A 17,694-nucleotide genomic window follows, 5' to 3' on the forward strand; every position below is an offset into this window, starting at 1 on the left:
CGGGGGCCGCTGGGGTCCGAGAGGGAAGAGGGGTCTAGGAGGTCTCCGCCGCGAGGTCCGGGACCGGGGCGATGCCCAGGAGCTCGGTGGCTTCCTCGTCGGTCATGTCAGGGGTCGGCGGCGGAGCGTCGGGGTCCGCGGAGGCGCCCGTCAGCAGGGCGAGCAGGCCCGCCACCTGGACACCCGCCTCGGCCGGGTGGCGGAAGACCGCGCCGGGGGAGATGTCGTACCGGTTGCGCCGGCCGTCGCGGACGCGCCGCAGATATCCGTCCGTCTCCAGATCGGTGACGATCGTCTGCACGGTGCGTTCGGTCAGTCCGCACACGGCGGCGACATCCCTGAGCCGCACGGCCGGGTCCCGGGCGATGGTCACCAGAACGCGGGCGTGATTAGTCAGGAATGTCCATTTTTGTCGCTGAGACATGCTCCCCATGCGGTCATGATGCGATACACGATTCATGAGTTGCAAGACGTGAAATGCATTTCCGGTAATTCTTGACGTACGACCAGAAGGGGTCCACCATCTACGGCAGTCAAGGTCCCGCGCCGCAAGCCGACCAGCCCAAGGAGCGAACCCCATGCCGGTCCCTGCCCCGTCCCCCCATACCGCCGCCGTATCCGCCGCAGTTCCCTCCCCCCGCCGGAGCGCCGAAGCGGCTCGCCTCGCGGGCCTGCCCCGGATCGACGAGCCTCGCGAGGTGGCCCCGGCGGACGCGAGGGAGCTGTCGAAGGTCTTCTTCCGGCGGCTGCGCGAACTGACCGAGGGCACCCCGGAGTACCAGTACGTCCGCAACACCCTCATTGAGATGAATGCCTCACTCGTCCAGTACGCCGTGCGCCGCTTCCGCAACCGCGGCGACGGTGGTGACATAGACGACATCGTCCAGGTCGGCACCATCGGCCTGATCAAGGCCATCGACCGGTTCGACCCGGCCCGCGAGAACGAGTTCTCCACGCTCGCCATGCCGTACATCACAGGCGAGATCAAGCGGCACTTCCGTGACACCTCCTGGGCCGTCCGCGTCCCGCGCCGGCTCCAGGAGCTGCGCATCGACATCGCGAAGGCGAAGGAGTCGCTGACCATCGAGCTCGACCGCTCGCCCACCGTCGCGGACCTCGCCGGCCACCTCGGCCTCACGGAGGAGGAGGTCATAGAGGGTCTCTTCGCCGCCAACGGCCACACCAGCGGCTCCCTGGACGCCCCGCAGGCCGCGCACTCCGAGTACGGCGGCGGCCAGACCGAGGGGCACACCCTCGCCGACGTCATGGGCGAGGAGGAGCCGGCCCTGGAACTGGTCGAGGACATCCAGACCCTGGCCCCGCTGCTGGAACAGCTCACCGACCGCGAGCGCCGGATGCTGCGGATGCGCTTCGGCGAGGAGCTGACCCAGGCCCAGATCGGCACCGCCCTCGGCATCTCGCAGATGCAGGTCTCGCGGCTGCTGACCCGGCTCCTCGGACACCTGCGCGCGTCGATGCTGGAGGACCGGCCGGAGGCCACGGGCGCCGAGCGCGCGTGAGGTAGATCACCTTTGCGTTTGCTCAGGTGAATGCGGGGCACAAGCGCGGCTGGAGCGGAACCCTGCTCTCCGGCACATGGTGCCGGAGGCGGGGCGCACGCGGGCGGATCCCGTCCCGCTCCACGGCCCGCGCCGGCCCCGCCCGGTGCGCGCCGTACCCGTACGACCCGCGAGGTACATGTGTCCACACTCCAGGCCGAACACGTCTACAAGGTGTTCGGAAGACGCCCCGGCGAAGCCGTGCGTGCGCTCGAAGGCGGCACCGGCCGCGACGAGCTGCGTGCCGGCGGAACGACGGCCGCGGTCATCGACGCCTCCTTCCGCGTCGAGCCGGGCCAGATATTCGTCGTCATGGGGCTGTCGGGATCCGGGAAGTCCACGCTGCTGCGCATGCTCAACGGACTGCTGGAGCCCACCTCGGGACGCATCCTCTTCGACGGTGAGGACCTCACCGCGCTCAGCCCGCGCGAGCTGCGCCGCGTGCGCTCCACCAAGATCAGCATGGTGTTCCAGCACTTCGCGCTGTTCCCGCACCGCGACGTCCTGGAGAACGCCGGCTACGGACTGGAGGTCCAGGGCGTCCCCCGGGCCGAGCGCGAGCGGCGGGCCGCCGAGGCCCTGGCGCTGTGCGGGCTCGGCGGCTGGGAGAAGTCCTGGCCCGACGAGCTCTCCGGCGGCATGCAGCAGCGCGTGGGTCTGGCCCGCGCCCTCGCGACCGACGCCGACCTGCTGCTGATGGACGAGTCCTTCAGCGCCCTCGACCCGCTGATCCGCCGCGACATGCAGGACCAGCTCCTCGAACTCCAGCGGCGCCTGAAGAAGACCATCGTCTTCATCACCCACGACCTCAACGAGGCCATGCGCCTGGGCGACGGCATCGCCGTCATGCGCGACGGCCGCATCGTCCAGCAGGGCACCGCCGAGGACATCCTCATGCGCCCCGCCGACGACTACGTCGCCTCCTTCATCCAGGACGTGGACCGCTCGCGCGTGCTCACGGCCGACGCCGTCATGGACGAGGCGCCCGCCGAGGCGGACGCCTGCGGCTGCCCCACCGTCAGCGCCGGCACAGCGCTCGCCGACCTGTGCGCGGTCAGCGCACGCGTTCCGCACCCGGTCGCCGTCACCGACGAGGACGGCGCCGTCATCGGCTCCGTACCGCAGGACCGCCTCGTCGCCTTCCTCGGCGACGAACACAGGCCCCCGATGGCCTGCGTGGAGGTGGCAGCCTGATGCCCCGCCTGCACCTCGGCGCCTGGGTCGACAGCGGTGTCGACTTCCTCCAGCGCCATCTGTCCTGGCTGTTCGACGCCGTCAGCGCGGTCGTGACCGGCCTCTACGACGGCATCGACGCCGTGCTCTCCGCCCCCGCCCCGCTGCTCTTCGCGGGCATCCTCGCGCTGGCCGCCTGGTGGCTGCGCGGTCTCCTCGCGGGGCTGCTGGCCTTCGCCGGCTTCGCGCTCGTCGACTCCGTCGGGCTGTGGCCCGAGGCCATGTCGACGCTGTCACTGGTCCTGGTCGCCACCCTCGTCACGCTGTTCTTCGCGATCCCGCTCGGCATCTGGGCTTCGCGCTCCGACCGGGTCAGCGCCGTCCTGCGGCCCGTCCTGGACTTCATGCAGACCATGCCCGCCATGGTCTACCTCATTCCCGGCATCATCTTCTTCGGGGTGGGCGTGGTGCCCGGCATCATCGCGACGATCATCTTCTCGCTGCCGCCGGGCGTACGGATGACCGAACTCGGCATCCGCCAGGTCGACGCGGAGCTGGTGGAGGCCGCCGACGCCTTCGGCACCACCCCGCGCGACACCCTGGTCCGCGTCCAGCTGCCGCTGGCCCTGCCGACCATCATGGCGGGCGTCAACCAGGTCATCATGCTCGGCCTGTCCATGGTCGTCATCGCCGGCATGGTCGGCGGCGGCGGGCTCGGCGGCGCCGTCTACCGCGCCATCGGCAACGTCGACATCGGCCTCGGTTTCGAGGCGGGCGTCTCCATCGTCATCCTGGCCATGTACCTCGACCGGATGACGGGGGCGCTCGGCCGCCAGGTCTCCCCGCTCGGCCGGCGCGCCCTGGCCAAGGCGCGGTCCGCCGCCACCGGCGCGGCCAAGCTGTGGAACCACCGCCCCCAGCCCGCCTACGCGATCACCGGGGCCGTCGTCCTCGCCCTCGTCGCGGGCGGGCTCAGCACCTTCCGCGGCCAGGCCACCGAGGACGGACCGGCCGGCGCCGCGAACATCGGCAAGGGCCGCACCGTCTCCATCGGCTACATCCCGTGGGACGAGGGCATCGCCTCCACCTTCCTGTGGAAGGAGCTGCTGGAGCGCCGCGGATTCAAGGTCGACGCCCGCCAGCTGGAGGCCGGCGCCCTCTACACCGGCCTGGCCGGCGGCCAGCTCGACTTCCAGACCGACGCCTGGCTGCCCGTCACGCACGCCCAGTACTGGGAGAAGTACGGGAACAAGCTGGAGGACCTCGGCTCCTGGTACGGCTCCACCTCGCTGGAGCTGTCCGTGCCCTCGTACGTGAAGGACGTGCGCTCGCTCGCCGACCTCAAGGGCAAGTCCGGGGAGTTCAAGGGCCGGATCATCGGCATCGAGCCGAGCGCCGGCGCCATGTCCATCCTGAAGGACAAGGTCCTGAAGGAGTACGGCCTGGAAGGCGAGTACCAGGTCGTCGACGGCTCCACCCCCGGCATGCTCGCCGAGCTCAAACGGGCCCATGACAAGAAGGAGCCCGTCGTGACCGTGCTGTGGTCCCCGCACTGGGCGTACTCCTCGTACGAGCTGACCAAGCTGGAGGACCCCAAGGGCGTCTGGGGCAAGGGCGACGGCATCCACACCCTGGCCCGCAAGGGCTTCGCCGCCGACGAGCCGGACGTGGCGCGCTGGCTGAGCTCCTTCAAGCTCACCGAGGAGCAGCTGACCGGCCTGGAAGCGAAGATCCAGGACACCGGCAAGGGCAAGGAGCAGCAGGCGGTCCGCGCCTGGCTGGCCGAGCACCCCGAGGTCGGCGAACTGGCCTGACCCCGAGGCACACCGGCGCTCTCGCGGGACCGGCGGGCGCGGGACCCTACGAGGTCCGGCGCCCGCCGGTGCCTTCGGCCGGACGGCATCGGGCCTGGTGGCGGCCCCTGGCGGCATGGCACAGTGCGATCAGGCCAACCGCACGACCAGGGAGCGTCCATGCGCGATCCGCACTCCACGCCGCTCGCGGCCGCACCCGAGTGCCCTGCGGAGCCCGGCCCGCTGCCTCGCTGTCCCGTGTGCGCGGGCACGCCGGAACGCATCGCGTGGCGCCAGCGGCCGGGAGAGCCGGTGGTGCTGGTCTTCGACCCCTGTGGTCACCGCTGGACCTCACCGGCCCCGCCGGTGCTGGCCGTCACACTGTGAGGAAGGCGGCGACGCGCCCGGCGAAGGACTCCTCGCCGACGATCTCGATCCCGGCCTCCTCGGCCTTGGCCACCTTGCCGCCCGCCTTCTCGCCCGCGACCAGGAGGGTCGTCCGCCCGGATATGCCGCTCGCCGACTTCCCGCCCGCCCGCTCGATCAGCTCGCGCACCTTGTCTCGGGTGTCGTACGCGGCCAGCGCGCCCACCATCTTGCCCGTGACCACCACGGTCTGACCGGCCAGCGGTCCGGCACCGTCCCCGGTCCCGTCCCCGCCGGCCGAGGGTGCGGCCTGCGGCTCCGTGAGGTTGACCCCGGCGGCCGCGAGCTTGTCGATGACCGGCCCGAGCTCCGCGACCTGGGCGACGATGGCGGCCGCCTTCGTGTCGCCGACCAGCTCCACCTCCGTCATCGCAGCCGCGTCGGCGGCCCGGACGGCCTCCATCGTCCCGAAGTGCCGGGCGATCCGCCGGGACATGCCCCGCCCCGTGCCGACGATGCCGAGCGCGCAGAACACCCGGGACAGGGGCCTGCCCTTCGCGGCCTCTATCTGTTCCACCAGCTTCGCCGCCCGCTTCTCGCTCCCGGCGGCTCGGGCGAGCCGCGCCTCGTCCAGCGTGAACAGGTCCGCCACGTCCCGGACGTGACCGGCCTCGACCAGCGCCCGTACGTACCTCTCACCCAGGCCGTCGATGTCGAGCTGGTCCCGCCCGGCGGCGTAAAGGATCGCGGCGATCCGCCCGCAGTCGGCGGGCTGCGCGCAGCGCCACCGCTCCTGGGACCGGTCGATCTCCCCGCCGCAGCCCGGGCACACGGCCGGCGGCTCGATCGGACGCTCCGCACCCGTGCGCAGCTCGAACACCGGGGCCTCGACGCGCGGGATGACGTCCCCCGCCTTGTACACGGTCACGATGTCGCCGAGGCGCAGCCCGCGGCGCTCGATGTCGGCGGGGTTGTGGAGTGTGGCGTGCCGGACCACCGAGCCGTCGATCTCCACCGGTTCGAGGACCGCGGTGGGTGCGAGCACCCCCGTACGCCCCACCGACCAGGTCACGTCGAGCAGCCGGGTCCGCCGTTCCACGGCAGGCAGCTTGTACGCGGTCGCCCAGTGCGGGTGGCGCGATCCGGTGCCGGCGGCGGCCTGTTCGGCCAGGGAGTCCAGTTTGACCACCACCCCGTCTATGCCGAAGGGCAGCCCGGCGCGGAGCGCGGCGATGCGGTCGACCTGCTCCTGCACCTCGGCGACCGTGGCCACCACGGTCAGACCGGCAGGGGTGGCCGCCGCGGTCCGGACGCCCGCCCTGGCGACATGGGCCATGACCTCGGAGTGGCTGGTTCCGGGAAGGGCGGTACCGCCGTCGAGCTCGACCGCCCCGAAGGCCCAGAAGGTCATCTCCACCGTGTACGGGCGCCCCTTGGCCCGCAGTGTGCCGGCCGCGCCGTTGCGGGGATTGGAGAACGGGCCGGCCCCGTGCTCGGCGCGTATCGCGTTCGCCCGCTCGAACTGCTCCGCCGTCAGCAGGACTTCGCCGCGCACCTCGAAGGAGACGTCCGTGGCCAGCTCACGGGGAAGCCCGGCGATCGTGCCGATCGCGTGCGAGACGTCCTCGCCGCCGGTCCCGTTGCCCCGGGTGACGAGCTGGACCAGCCGGCCCCGGCGGTACCGCGCGGCCAACGAGGCCCCGTCCAGCTTCGGTTCGACCGCGTACCCGCCCGCGACCGGCGTCCCGAGCCGCCGCAGCAGCGAGGCCTCCCAGTCGAGCAGGTCCTGCGGGCCGAACACGTTGCCCAGCGAGAGCATCGCCGTCGTGTGCGCGACGTCCCCGGCCGGTACGGCCCCGCCCGCCACCTTCCCCGTCGGCGAGGCGGGGTCGATGTGCTCCGGATACTGCTCCTCGTAGGCGTGTATCAGGCCGAGGAGGAGGTCGAACGAGGCGTCGTCCAGGGCGGATTCCCCGGTGCCGTAGTAGGCGGCCGAGGCCCTCAGGGCGGCGCCGATCGCGTCGGCGTACTCGTCGCGGTCGGCCAGGGCGGGAGCGGTGGTCGTCGTCATGCCTTGATCCTCGCGCAGGGGTCTGACAACGGCCTCCGACGACGGTCCGGCGCATCGCCGCGGCCCCCGGTTCTGCTGGAACGGACGGACCTGTGAGGGGTGACGCGCTGCGGAGATCTGCGCAAAGATGCTTGATGGGATGCGACTTCGAGCATCTTCCTTCAGGAAGTTCCGGCGGAGCGCTATCTTGCCAGGTGCATGCCAAAGCGGTGTGTCCGCGATCCGGACCGCACGAGGAGCTGCCCCATGAGACTGCCAGGCATCCGCAGGACCCCAGGCCGCCAGGGCCGGCCGGCCCGCACACCCCGGCGGCGGCGCACCCCGGCCGCCCTGTTCGCCGCCGCCCTCGCCGTCGCGGGCCTGGCCGCCGCCGGACCGGCCGCCTCACCCGCCGCCGCGTCGCCCGCCGGGGCCACGGCCACGGCAGGCAATGTCACCGGCTTCAGCCAGGCGGGGAACACCTTCACCGTCACGGCCTCCAGCGGAGCCAAGGCCCGCGTGGTCGTCGCCCGCGCCGACATCTTCCGGCTCTGGCTCTCGCCCGACGGCGCCTTCACCAACGACCCCGCCGGCACCGATCTCGCCCCCACCACCGACTTCGGTCCCGTCACGACGAACTGGACCGACGCGGGCACGTACTACCGGATCACCACCGGAGCCCTGTCCATCCGGGTCAACAAATCCCCCCTCCAGTTCTCCGTCTACCGGGCCGACAACACCACCCCCGTCTGGCAGGAGACCCAGCCCACCAGCTGGACCGGCAGCCAGACCACCCAGTACCTGGCCCGGGGCGCGGACGAGCAGTTCTACGGCACCGGCCTGCGCCTGGGCGAATGGGCACTGCGGGGCAAGACCGTCCCCGTGGCCGTCGACAACAAGTGGCGCGAGAACAACAACGCCAGCCCCGCCCCCTTCTACATGTCCACCAACGGCTACGGCGTCATGCGCAACACCTGGGCCCCGGGCTCCTACGCCTTCAACGCCCCCACCGCCCTCACCCACGACGAGAAGCGCTTCGACGCCTGGTACTTCACCGGCGACTCCCTCAAATCGGTGCTCGACGGGTACACCGACGTCAGCGGCAAACCGTTCATGGCGCCGATGTGGGGCTTCGAGCTGGGCAACGCCGACTGCTTCAACGCCTCCAACCCCGACTACCAGGGCGACCACAACCGCGCGCGCCACCAGACCACCCCCGACGTCGTCGGGTACGCGACCGACGCCCGCGCCGCCGACATGCCCTCGGGCTGGTTCCTGCCCAACGACGGCTACGGCTGCGGCTACACCGCGCCGCTGAAGTCGACGGTGGACGCGCTGAAGGCCAAGGGCTTCCAGACCGGTCTGTGGACCTCCACCGGCCTCGGCTCCATCGCCGACGAGGTGGGCACGGCCGGCAGCCGGGGCGTGAAGACGGACGTGGCCTGGATCGGCAGCGGCTACAAGTACGCCTTCAACGGCGTGCAGCAGGCCGTCGACGGCATAGAGAAGAACTCCGACGCCCGGCGCTACGTCTGGACGGTCGACGGCTGGGCCGGCACCCAGCGCAACGCCGTCGTGTGGACCGGCGACACCTACGGCACCTGGGACGACATGCGCTGGCACGTCCCCGCCATCACCGGCGCGGGCCTGTCCGGCATCAACTACGCCGCCGGCGACGTCGACGGCATCTTCGGCGGCAGCCCCAAGACGTACACCCGCGACCTCCAGTGGAAGGCGTTCACCCCCGCCTTCATGACGATGTCCGGCTGGGGCGCGGTCAACCCGTCCGCCGGATACCAGGACAAGCAGCCCTGGCGCTTCGCCGAGCCGTACCTCTCCATCAACCGCAAGTACCTCCAGCTCAAGATGCGGCTGATGCCGTACCTCTACACGATGAGCAGGACCGCGAACGAGACCGGCGTGCCCAGCACCCGTGCGATGGTCCTCGAGTACCCCGACGACCCGGTGGCCCGCGGGAACCTCACCAGCGGCCAGTTCATGGCCGGAGACTCCCTCCTGGTCGCGCCCGTCGTCTCCGACACCACCGTCCGGGACGGCATCTACCTCCCGGCCGGCAGCTGGACGGACTACTGGACGGGCCGCACGTACGCGGGCCCGGGCTGGCTGAACGGCTACCAGGCCCCGCTCGACACCCTGCCGCTCTTCGTCAAGGGCGGCGCGATCGTGCCGATGTGGCCGCAGATGAACCACACGGGGGAGAAGCCCGTCTCCACCCTCACCTACGACATCCACCCGCGCGGCAACTCCTCCTTCAGCCTCTACGAGGACGACGGCCGCACCCGCGCCTACCAGTCCGGGGCCTACGCCCGCCAGCAGGTGGACGTCACCGCCCCGACGGCGGGCTCCGGCACCGTCACCGTCTCCGTCGGAGCCTCCACCGGCAGCTATGCCGGCAAACCGGCCTCCCGTGGCTACGAGTTCACCCTCCACGTCGCCTCCGCGCCCACCGCCCTCACCGCGGACGGCGCCGCCCTGACGCGCCTGGCCTCCAAGTCCGCCTATGACGCGGCCGCGTCCGGCTGGTTCTTCGACGCCTCCGACCGTTCCGGCGTCCTGTGGGTCAAGACGGGTACGAAGACGGGCGCGTTCAGCGTCTCGGCCACCGGCACCGGCATCCCGCCGGCCGGCGCCCTGCCCACCTCCGCCCCCATCGCCCAGTCGGGCTGGTCCCTGGTCTCGGCCGACAGCCAGGAGACCGGCGCCGAGAACGGGGCCGCCGCCAACGCCTTCGACGGGAACCCGGCCACGATGTGGCACACCGCCTGGTCCTCCTCGAAGCCCGCCCCGCTCCCGCACGAGATCCAGATCGACCTCGGCGCCCGCTACGCGGTGGACGGCCTCGGCTACCTCCCCCGCCAGGACGGCGGCGTCAACGGCCGCATCGGCGGGTACGAGGTCTACGTCTCCGACACCACCGCCGACTGGGGCCCACCCGTGGCGAGCGGGACCTTCGCCGACACCGCCGCGGCCAAGACCACCGCCCTGTCCGTGAAGAGCGGCCGCTACCTGCGCCTCAAGGCACTGACCGAGGCCGGTGCCCGCGGCCCCTGGACCAGCGCCGCCGAGATCACCCTCACCGGGCGCCCGGCCCCGTACCCGGCCGACGCCACCCTGGTCAACGCCGCCTCGGCGAGCTGCGTGGACCTGCCGCACAGCGCCACCACCCCCGGCACCGAACCCACCCTCTACACCTGCCACGGCGGCCCCAACCAACGCTGGACCCTCCAGCCCGACGGCCGCCTCACCGGCCTCGGCGGCGTCTGCCTGGACGCCGCGAACGCCTCACGGGTGAGCATCCGGACCTGTAACGGCAGCGCCGGCCAGACCTGGCAGGCAGGCCCCCAGAGCACCCTGCGCAACGCCGGCCAATGCCTCACCCCGGCCGGTTCCGCCACCGCCAACGGCACCGTCCTCACCCGGACCGCCTGCGACAACACCCCGGCTCAACGCTGGACCTTCACCCCCTGACCCCGCTCACCCGCCGAGCCCGGCCTGGCACTCCCGCCAGGCCGGCTCGCTCAGCAGACCCCGGAACCGGCCGAAGAGGGAGAGCAGTTCGGCGCCGTACGCCTCCCGGAAGGCGGGGTCGGTCCGCGCGAGGTCGAGTTCGTTGGCGGCCGACAGCTCGGCGAAGTCCCGGCGCAACTCCGGGGCGGGGGAGTGGACGAGGCCGGTGAACCGGTCCCGTACGGCCGCCTCCCCGTCGCCGAACAGCGGATAGGACGCCGTCCGGTCGAAAGCGGCGTAGAAGTACACGATCGCCTCGGCCTCGGCCCCGATGACCGCGGCCAGCTCGGCCCGCCGCGTGACGGGAAGCAGGGCGGTCGCGAAGCCGTCCGTTCCGTAGAACGCGTGACACAGGCCGGCCCGTTGGAGCACGGGCCGCGCTCCCCAAGCGACGAGCAGCTCCCGTACGCGCCCCAGGTGGGCGAAGAGGGTCCCGCCGGGATGCGCGATGCGCTCGGCGCCGAGCTCCCGCAGCCACGCGACGGCTTCGTCCGGCACGGTCGTGTCCCTTCGGAGGTGGTGGTGGGTCGGCACCCGTCCCCGCCCCGAGCCGGTGGTCCGGACCACGATGGCGAAGGCGGGGACGGGTTGCCGCCCGGGCCCTGCACTGATCTTGATCCAGCCCAAAACCCAAGTCAATCCTCCGATTTGCTCCCCTCATCCAAGCGATACCTTGGACCTCATGACCCTCGACGATCTCCGCGTGTTCGTGGCCGTCTGCCGCGCCGGGAGCCTCAGCGCCGTCGCCCGCGACCTCGGCTGTACCCAGTCGGCCGTCAGCCAGCACGTCCGCCGCCTGGAGAAGCAGACCGGCGCGAGCCTCCTGGAGCGGCACGCCCGCGGGGTGGTGCCCACCGAGGCCGGCCGCGTCCTCCAGGCGGCCGCCGCCGACGGCATCGCGGGCCTCGACGGCGCGCTACGCCGCCTGGACGACCTCGTACGGGGAGGAGGCGGCTCGGTACGTGTCACCACCGGCGCGACCACCGTGCGGCACTTCATGTCCGAGGCCGTCGTCACCTTCCGCCGCCGGCACCCCGAAGTGAGCCTGGAGTTCCAGACGGAGAACTCCAGCCGCAGCTGCTTCGACGCCCTCGCCGCCGACGACCTGGACCTCGCCTGGATCACCATCGGCGCCCCGGTCCGGGGCATCGAGCAGCGCCCCGTCATGGAACTGCCCTGGGTGCTCGCGGTCGGCGCCGACGACCCCCTCGCCGCCCGCCCCCGGATCGACCCCGCCGACCTCGCCGGCATCCGCCACATCCGGCTGCCGGAGAACTCGGCTTCCCGTGCGCACCTGGACGCCGCCTTCGCGGAATCCGGCATCCGGGTGCGCTCGGACACCAGCGTCGCCGACTGGGACACCGCCCTGCTGCTCGCCGAACTAGGCCTGGGCCACGCCGTCGTACCCGCGCTGCCCGGCTGGCGGGTCCCCGGCACCGACGGGCCGCTGCGCCTGGTCCCCGTCCCCGGTCTGCCGCCCCTCAAGGTCGGCTGGGCGGTCCGCCGCTGGGCGGCCCTCGCCCCGCTCGCCCGCGTCTTCGCCGACGAGGTCGCCCGCAGCTGCACGGCCCGCGCCGCCGCCGGGCAGCAGTGACGCCGGCAGCAGCCCCGCGGCGGCCAGTACGGCCAGGGCCGCCGACGAGGAGCCCGTCACCCCCGCGCCCGCGGCGACCGCGATCCCGAGGGCCGGGCCGATGTTCACGGCCGTCTGCTTGAGCCCGCCGACCACCCCGGCGTACCCGGCCGGGGCCTCCCCGACCACGGTCCCGGTGGCGGTGACCATCACGGTGGTGAACCCGGCGCCGAGCAGCGCGAATCCGAGCGCCGAGGCGGGCGCGGCGTCCAGCCCGACGATGCCGAGGACGACCAGCGCCGTACCGGTCAGCGCGGTCGGCCGCGGCCCGTACCGGCGCGACGCCAGGCCCGCCACCGGCGCCCCCGCGACCATCAGCGCGGTCAACGGCAGCACCCGCAGCCCGGTGGCGAGCGGGTTCAGCCCCTGTACGTCCTGGAGCCGGAAGGTCGCCGTGAACAGCGCGCCGAACAGCCCGGCCGAGACGGCCAGCAGCAATGCCATCGAGGCCGCGACCGGCCGCGACCGGGCCACGGCGGGCGGTACGAGCGGCAGCGCGGCGCGCCGTTCGCGGCGCAGGAACAGGGCCCCGAGCGCGGCGGCGCCGGCGAATCCGAGCAGCGTCGGCGTACCGGCCCAGCCGTGCGCCGGTACGCCGACCAACGCGTGTACGAAGACGGCGAGAGCCGCCGCCAGCAGGGCCGCGCCGGTGAGTTCGAGCCGCCCGGGCTCCGCACGCGGCGGCGCGGGCGCCCGTACGGCGAGCGTCAGTACGGCGATCACCAGGGCGAGCGGCACATTGACGGCGAACACCGCCCGCCACCCCCAGTGGTCGACCAGCAGACCCCCGAGCAGCGGCCCGGCCGCCGCGGCCAGCCCGATCGCGCCGGTCCGCACCGCGATCGGCGTGGCCAGCCGGTCCGGCGGGTAGGCGAGCCGCAGCAGCGCCAGCGTCGCGGGCTGGAGCAGCGCCCCGAACACCCCCTGCACGGCGCGCAGTACGATCACCCAGCCCACGCCGGGCGCGAAGGCGATGCCCGCCGAGGCCGCGGCGAAGCCGAGGACGCCGGTGAGCAGCAGCCTCTGGTGCCCGTACCGGTCGCCGAGCCGCCCGGCGACGACCAGGAAGGCGGCCACGGCCAGCAGATAGGCCGTGCTGGTCCACTGGACCTCGGCCACGCTCGCCCCGAGGCCGCGCCGCAGGCTCGGCTGCGCCACGGTCAGCACGGTGCCGTCCAGAGCGACGATCGCGGCGCCCGAGACGCTGACGGCCAGCGCGAGACGCGGCCTCACGAGGACTCCCGCGCCGGACCGAGGTGGGCGTCGAGGGTGGCGTCGACGAGCCGGTCCACCGTCCCGGCGGGCAGGACGAGCGGCAGACTGCCGTACCCCCACAGCTGCGCCACGCCGTGCAGGTTGGCCCACAGCACCGCGGCGGTCATCTCCGGGTCGTCCGCCCCGCAGCGGGAGACCAGGGTGACGAGGAGTTCGAACAGCGGCAGTGTCGACTCCCGCAGCCGCGGTCCGCCCGCGGGCTCCTGGCCCGTGCTGTCCAGCAGGTCGTGCCGGAACATCAGCTCGAACATGCCGCGGTGCTCCAGTGCGTAGCCGACGTACGCGCCCCCCAGCGCCCGCACCCGCTCCCGCGGCGACGCGGCCCCCGCGCTCGCGGCCGCGAACCGGCCGGCGAGGTCGGCGAACCCGCGCCGGGCGATGGCCGACAGCAGCGCCTGGTGGGTGGGGAAGTACCGGCGCGGCGCCCCGTGGGAGACCCCCGCCCGGCGGGCGATCTCGCGCAGCCCCAGCGCGGAGCCCCCCTCGGTCAGCACGAGTTCCACGCCCACGTCGATCAACCGCTCGCGGAGCGGGCGCTCCTGACCGTCAAGACTCTCCTCGTTCTCCTGGTTCCCCTGGTTCATAGACACTGTCTACCAGGAAGGGTAGACAGTGTCTACTGCCCGTCGACCGAGTCCAGGAAGCGCAGCATCCGGGCGTTGACCTCCCCGGCGTGGTCCAACTGGGGCCCGTGCCCGGTGTTGTCGATGATCTCGACGACAGCGCCGGGGACCAGCCGCGGTACCCGCTCCCGCTGACGCTCGGGGTGCACCAGCAGGCTGTGCTCCCCGAGCAGTACGTACAACGGGGTGCGGACGGTGCGCAGTTCGGCCTCGGTGAGCGGCAGCGGCGAGGGCCTGCGGATGCGGTAGGCGCGCACGCTCAGCATGATCATGGCGCGCAGCTCCGGGACGATCAGGACGGGCTGGTCCAGCCAGACCGCCACCCGACGCCGCACCGGCTTCGGGGCGATGGTCGCCAGCAGGCTGAGGAAGATCCAGGCGAAGAAGCGGGCTCCGGTCTTCTCCAGGCCGCCGGGGTCGAGCAGGGTCACCGACGCCAGCCGCTCGGGGCCGAGATGAGCCTGGTTCAGCGAGAGCCAGCCGCCGTAGGAGGAGCCGATGAGGTGGACCCGGTCGAGACCGAGTCCGGCGAGCACCTCGTTCAGCCACTGCGCGGAGCGCTCGGGCTGGTGGATCGGCGTGTGCTGGACGCTGCGCCCCGGGTCGCCGAGGGTGTCGACCGCGCACACCGGCCGCTCGGCGCGCAGGGCGGCGAGGTTCGGGTACCACATGGAGGAGTTGGAGCCGGAGCCGTGCACGAGCACCACCGGGGTCCGGGACGCGTGCGCGGGGTCCGCGGGCTCCCACCTGTAGACGTGCGTGGTGCCGAAGCTCGTCTCGACGTCCGTCTCGGAGTCCGCGGCCGGTGCGAGCGCGTAGAGGGCGTCACAGGCGGCGAAGTACCGCTCGCGCAGTTCCTCGCTCACGTAGCGGCCGACATCGGGCTGGACGCGTTCACGGGTCTTGGTCTCGGGCACGGCGGGCACCTCCAGGATCATCGTCTTTCGTGATACGACCGTACCATAATGCTGATACAGCAGTACCATGAAAATCCGAGGGGGCCAGGACAGCTCCCGCGAGACCGACCGACGGGCGGAGACACACCGGATGCCGAAACGCGTGGACCACGAGGAACGGCGCACCCAGATCGCGGAGGCCCTCGTCCGCGTCGCCGCGCGGCGCGGACTGCACGCGGTCGGCATGCGCGACGTGGCCGCCGAGGCGGGGGTGTCCCTGCGCCTCGTCCAGTACTACTTCCAGACGAAGGAGAACCTCCTCCTCTACGGGCTCCGGCACCTGGCCGAGGGCCTCGGGCCCCGCGTGGCGGGGCGGATCCGGGCCGCGGGCGAGAACCCCGGCCCGCGCGCGACGATCGAGGCGCTGCTGATGGAGGCGCTGCCCACGGACGAGGCCAGCCGGACCTTCCACATCGTCTACACCTCGTACGCGGCCCTGGCTCTGACGGACCCGGCCCTCGCCGCCCAGCCGTTCATCGACAACCCCAACGCCGCCGAGGACGCCCTGACCGGCCTCCTCCAACAGGCCGTCGACGCGAAGCGGGCCGCCCCCGGCACGGATCCGCGGACCGAGGCGATCAGCCTCCTCGCGATGTCGGCGGGGCTCGGGACCAGTGTCCTCGTGGGCCAGCGGACCCAGGAGTCCGCCGCCGCGGTCCTGCGTCACCACCTGGACCGGCTCCTTCCGCCGGCCTGACCCGCCAGGGGTGCCGCACTGCGGCCGAGTGGCCCCCGACAGGTCCGCTTTCGAGTGACACCACCGCTCGGCGCCGGGCGCGCCCCCTCCGGGGTATCCGACCATCTCAGGCGGCCGGTCATGTCGCTTTCGAGTCCCCGCCCGGTCACGATCAGCCCGGGCGCCCAGGCGTCCCGGCTCCGGGCCGCCGCTGGGAGTTCACGTGCACGTCCTGCTCGTCGCGAGCGCGTTCAACAGCCTCACCCAGCGGGTCCACGCCGAACTGCGGGACCACGGCCACAGCGTGGCGGTCGAACTCGCCCTGCCCCACGTCCCGCTCGCCGAGGCCGTCCGCCGCCACCGGCCCGACCTCGTCCTCGCACCGATGCTGCGGACCGCCGTCCCGGAGGAGGTCTGGTCCGCGCACACCTGCCTGATCGTCCACCCCGGACCGGTCGGCGACCGCGGCCCCTCCTCACTCGACTGGGCCATCCACGAGCAGGCGACCCGATGGGGCGTCACCGTCCTGCAGGCCGAGGCCGAGATGGACGCCGGCGCCGTCTGGGCCCACGTCGAATGCCCCGTGCCGCCGGTGGGCAAGAGCGACCTCTACCGCGGTGAGATCGCCGACGCGGCGCTGGAGGCCGTGCTCCTCGCCGTCGACCGCTTCGCGTCCGGTACGTACACCCCGCGGCCGCAGACCACCGGACACCCGCGCCCCGCCCTGCGCCAGGAGCACCGCCGGATCGACTGGGAGGCGGACTCCACCGAGCGCGTCCTGCGCGTCCTGCGCGCCGCCGACTCACAGCCCGGTGTACGGGACGAACTGCTCGGCGGCGAGTGGTTCCTGCACGGCGGCCACCCGGAGGACCGCCTGCGCGGCCGCCCCGGAGAACTGCTGGCCACCCGGGCGGGCGCGATCTGCCGGGCCACCGCCGACGGCGCCGTGTGGATCCCCGAACTCCGGGCCCGGCGCGTGCCGGGCGGCCCCGCCGCCCCCAAACTGCCCGCCACGGTGGCGCTCGCCGACCGGCTGCCGGGGCTGCGGGAGCACCCCGCCCCGCTCCACACCGACCCGCGCCGGCGCACCTGGTCCGACATCGGCTACCGGGAGGAGGGCCAGACCGGATTCCTGTCCTTCTCCTTCCCCGGCGGCGCCATGAGCACCGCCCACTGCCGGCGCCTGCTGAACGCCTACCGGATCGCCTGCAGCCGCCCCACCACCGTCCTCGTCCTGGGCGGCGGCCGGGACTTCTTCTCCAACGGCATCCACCTGGGCGTCATCGAGGCGGCCGGCGACCCGGCCGAGGAGTCCTGGGCCAACATCAACGCCATGGACGACCTGGTCGAGGCCGTGCTCACCACCACCGACCGGCTCGTCGTCTCCGCCCTCGGCGGCAACGCCGCCGCCGGAGGGGCCATGCTGGCCCTCGCCGCCGACGAGGTCTGGTGCCGCTCCGGCGTGCTGCTCAACCCGCACTACCGCCTGATGGGGCTGTACGGCTCCGAGTTCTGGACGTACACCCTGCCGCGCCGGGTCGGCACCGGCGTCGCGGAGCGCCTCACCACCGAGGCCCTGCCGCTGAGCGCCGAGGCCGCACACCGGCTCGGGCTGGTCGACCGTACGGTCCCCTGCGCGCCCCAGGCCTTCACCGCCGAGACGGCGCGGCTCGCGGCCCACCTGGCCGCGCTGCCCGCGACCGCCTCCCGGATCGCCGGGAAGAAGGCGCGCCGCGACCGCGACGAGGCCGAGAAGCCCCTGGCCGCCTACCGGGAGGCCGAGCTGGCCCTGATGCGGCAGACCTTCTTCGCCCCGGACGCCCCCTACCACGCCCTGCGCCGCGCCTTCGTACGCAAGGAGCCGGCGACCGCGACACCGCCCCATCTGGCCCGCCCCGCGGCGGGCCGGCACACCGCCCCGCTGCCCTCCCGCCGACGCCCGGTCACTGGACTGGCCGTACAAGACACGGCACCCGGAGCCGACGGCTGTTAGCAAGAAAGGCGAGGCCGAATACGCCGCCTCTCCTCGTACACCGCCCCGAGCCCCTCCCCAAGGAGGCAT

Annotated in this window: 13 protein-coding genes and 1 pseudogene; 8 read left to right on the plus strand and 6 right to left on the minus strand. The window is 73.0% G+C overall.

Annotated features, from left to right (window positions below):
* Nucleotides 1–34: 34 nt before the first annotated feature.
* Entirely contained in the window at nt 35–433 is a 399-nt protein-coding gene (locus tag ACGFYQ_RS12255; protein ID WP_393742745.1) for a MarR family transcriptional regulator, read from the minus strand.
* Nucleotides 434–578: 145 nt separating this feature from the next.
* On the opposite strand from ACGFYQ_RS12255, the gene ACGFYQ_RS12260 reads away from it, so the two are divergent.
* The 4 genes from ACGFYQ_RS12260 (at nt 579) to ACGFYQ_RS12275 (ending at nt 4,912) form a co-directional block, all read left to right on the plus strand.
* Nucleotides 579–1,520, plus strand: a complete 942-nt coding sequence (locus tag ACGFYQ_RS12260; RefSeq protein WP_393742747.1) for a SigB/SigF/SigG family RNA polymerase sigma factor — start codon at nt 579–581, stop codon at nt 1,518–1,520.
* 180 nt (nt 1,521–1,700) lie between these two features.
* On the plus strand, nt 1,701–2,753 hold the full coding sequence (locus ACGFYQ_RS12265) for a glycine betaine/L-proline ABC transporter ATP-binding protein (RefSeq protein ID WP_393742749.1): 1,053 nt from the start codon (nt 1,701–1,703) through the stop codon (nt 2,751–2,753).
* A complete protein-coding gene (locus ACGFYQ_RS12270) occupies nt 2,753–4,546 on the plus strand; it encodes an ABC transporter permease/substrate binding protein (RefSeq protein ID WP_393742751.1) in 1,794 nt (597 codons plus the stop codon). The genes ACGFYQ_RS12265 and ACGFYQ_RS12270 overlap by 1 nt, the downstream gene beginning before the upstream one ends.
* 159 nt (nt 4,547–4,705) lie before the next feature.
* Nucleotides 4,706–4,912: a hypothetical protein gene (locus tag ACGFYQ_RS12275; protein WP_393742753.1), complete on the plus strand. Its 207-nt coding sequence runs from the start codon at nt 4,706–4,708 to the stop codon at nt 4,910–4,912.
* Here ACGFYQ_RS12275 and ligA read toward each other — a convergent pair.
* Entirely contained in the window at nt 4,902–6,962 is a 2,061-nt protein-coding gene (gene ligA, locus ACGFYQ_RS12280; RefSeq protein ID WP_393742755.1) for an NAD-dependent DNA ligase LigA, read from the minus strand. The genes ACGFYQ_RS12275 and ligA overlap by 11 nt on opposite strands.
* A gap of 246 nt (nt 6,963–7,208) precedes the next feature.
* Here ligA and ACGFYQ_RS12285 point away from each other — a divergent pair, with 246 nt between their 5' ends.
* A complete protein-coding gene (locus ACGFYQ_RS12285) occupies nt 7,209–10,430 on the plus strand; it encodes a TIM-barrel domain-containing protein (protein ID WP_393742757.1) in 3,222 nt (1,073 codons plus the stop codon).
* 6 nt (nt 10,431–10,436) lie between these two features.
* Here the strand turns inward: ACGFYQ_RS12285 and ACGFYQ_RS12290 are convergent, their stop codons facing one another.
* Entirely contained in the window at nt 10,437–10,967 is a 531-nt protein-coding gene (locus tag ACGFYQ_RS12290; protein WP_393742759.1) for a DUF6817 domain-containing protein, read from the minus strand.
* A gap of 184 nt (nt 10,968–11,151) precedes the next feature.
* On the opposite strand from ACGFYQ_RS12290, the gene ACGFYQ_RS12295 reads away from it, so the two are divergent.
* Nucleotides 11,152–12,063 carry a LysR substrate-binding domain-containing protein gene (locus tag ACGFYQ_RS12295; RefSeq protein WP_393742761.1) on the plus strand — a complete coding sequence of 304 codons (912 nt, stop codon included), beginning with the start codon at nt 11,152–11,154 and terminating at the stop codon, nt 12,061–12,063.
* Here the strand turns inward: ACGFYQ_RS12295 and ACGFYQ_RS12300 are convergent.
* From ACGFYQ_RS12300 to ACGFYQ_RS12310, 3 genes and pseudogenes are all read right to left on the minus strand, one after another.
* Nucleotides 12,031–13,335, minus strand: a pseudogene (locus ACGFYQ_RS12300) (MFS transporter); the annotation flags it as partial. The gene ACGFYQ_RS12295 and the pseudogene ACGFYQ_RS12300 sit on opposite strands and share 33 nt — an antisense overlap.
* Nucleotides 13,332–13,961, minus strand: a complete 630-nt coding sequence (locus ACGFYQ_RS12305) for a TetR/AcrR family transcriptional regulator (RefSeq protein ID WP_393742763.1) — start codon at nt 13,959–13,961, stop codon at nt 13,332–13,334. The gene ACGFYQ_RS12305 and the pseudogene ACGFYQ_RS12300, both read right to left, overlap by 4 nt.
* Nucleotides 13,962–13,993: 32 nt before the next feature.
* Nucleotides 13,994–14,938: an alpha/beta fold hydrolase gene (locus ACGFYQ_RS12310; RefSeq protein WP_393742765.1), complete on the minus strand. Its 945-nt coding sequence runs from the start codon at nt 14,936–14,938 to the stop codon at nt 13,994–13,996.
* A gap of 109 nt (nt 14,939–15,047) precedes the next feature.
* Here ACGFYQ_RS12310 and ACGFYQ_RS12315 point away from each other — a divergent pair, with 109 nt between their 5' ends.
* Nucleotides 15,048–15,653, plus strand: a complete 606-nt coding sequence (locus tag ACGFYQ_RS12315) for a TetR/AcrR family transcriptional regulator (RefSeq protein ID WP_393742767.1) — start codon at nt 15,048–15,050, stop codon at nt 15,651–15,653.
* 202 nt (nt 15,654–15,855) lie between these two features.
* Entirely contained in the window at nt 15,856–17,625 is a 1,770-nt protein-coding gene (locus ACGFYQ_RS12320; RefSeq protein WP_393742769.1) for an enoyl-CoA hydratase-related protein, read from the plus strand.
* The last annotated feature ends 69 nt before the right edge of the window (nt 17,626–17,694 follow it).

The organism is Streptomyces sp. NPDC048258, assembly GCF_043201995.1.
In the GTDB taxonomy this organism is placed as follows: Bacteria; Actinomycetota; Actinomycetes; order Streptomycetales; family Streptomycetaceae; genus Streptomyces.